The sequence below is a fragment of the Pseudomonas sp. XP2 genome, from assembly GCF_053557975.1.
Window position 1 is genome coordinate 1 of sequence record NZ_JBNRIK010000042.1, and the last position, 1,473, is coordinate 1,473.

Sequence of the window (1,473 nt, forward strand, 5' to 3'; positions counted from 1 at the left end):
CTGTGGGGTCCCTGTGGGAGCGGGCGCGCCCGCGAAGAGGCCGGTACAGGGTAGTTAATCCTCCAGGGCGGAATGTGCGGTCTCCCGACACATAAGCATGGCAACCAGCGCCACCAGTGCCGCCGCCAGCAAATACCCCGCCGGCGCCAGCTTGCTGCCAGTCACCTGGATCAGCCAGGTGGCAATGAACGGCGCAGTCCCGCCAAACAGCGCGTTGGCCACATTGAAGCTCAGGGCAAACCCGCTGAAACGCACCCGGGTGGGGAAAATCTCGGCCAGCAGGCACGGCAACGTCCCGTCATTCATCGCCAGAATCGCCCCGAAGCAAATCTGGATCGCCAGGATGACCAGCAGCGGTTGACCGTCAAGCAGGCGAAACAACGGTACGGTCAGCCCCAGGAACAACAGCGAAGCCACCACCAGCATGGTCTTGCGGCCAAACCGGTCAGACAGCCGCCCCATCAGGAAGATCAAGCCGATGTAAGTGGCCAGCGACACGGTCGAAGCAATGAATGAATCCCGCTCGCTCATGCCCATTTCACTGGACAGATAAGTCGGCATGTAGCTGAGCAGCAAATAGAACGCCACCGCGTTCAGGCAGGTGACACCAATGCCGATGGCCAGGCTGCGGCGGTGCTGGCCCAGCAGCTCGCGCAGCGGCATCGGCGTCATGCCGGCCTTGTTTTCCAGGCGCTGTTCCATCTCCAGGAACTTGGGTGTGTCCTGCAGGCTCATGCGGATATAGCGCCCTACAAGGCCGAACGGTGCCGCCAGCAGGAACGGCAGGCGCCAGCCCCATTCGTGCAGGGCCTGACTACTGAGCAGTTCGTGCAGCACCGCCACGAACGCCGCACCAAACAGCAACCCCGCCGCCGTACTGGCCGGCACGATGCTGGTGTACAGGCCACGCCGGCCGGGCGGCGCGTATTCAGCCAGAAACGCCGCAGCACCAGCGTACTCACCGGAGGCGGAAAAGCCCTGCACCAGGCGGATAAGTAGCAACAAGCCCGGCGCCCACAAGCCGATCTGCGCATAACCTGGCAACAGGCCAATGCAGAAGGTGGATACCGACATGATCAGGATCGACCACGACAGTGCGTTGCGCCGACCATGGCGGTCGCCAAAGTGCCCCCAGACGATGCCGCCCAGCGGACGTACCAGGAACGACAGGGCAAACACGGCGAAGGTTGCCAGCAGGCCAGTGGTCTTGTCGGTTTGCGGGAAGAAGGTGGCGGCGATGATGGTGGCCAGGTAGCCGTAGGCGGCGTAGTCGAACCACTCGACGAAGTTGCCCATGAAACTGGCCCGGGCGGCCTTGCGCAGGGCCTGGCGTTCGGCGTTGTATGTGGGGCCGGCGACGGCGGATGGGTCAAGTGTGGTGCTGGACATGACGGGTACCCTCTGGTTCTTTTAATTGGAGGCAGGGTCTGGTGGTCATACAGTGATGTTTTTGTTGTCCGGGCTGGGCAAAAA

Annotated in this window: 1 protein-coding gene; it reads right to left on the reverse strand. The window is 62.7% G+C overall.

The annotated features are described in order from the left end of the window. Nucleotides 1-54: 54 nt before the first annotated feature. A complete protein-coding gene (locus ACK1VC_RS27565; protein ID WP_023047750.1) occupies nucleotides 55-1,389 on the reverse strand; it encodes an MFS transporter in 1,335 nt (444 codons plus the stop codon). Between the last annotated feature and the right edge of the window lie 84 nt (nucleotides 1,390-1,473).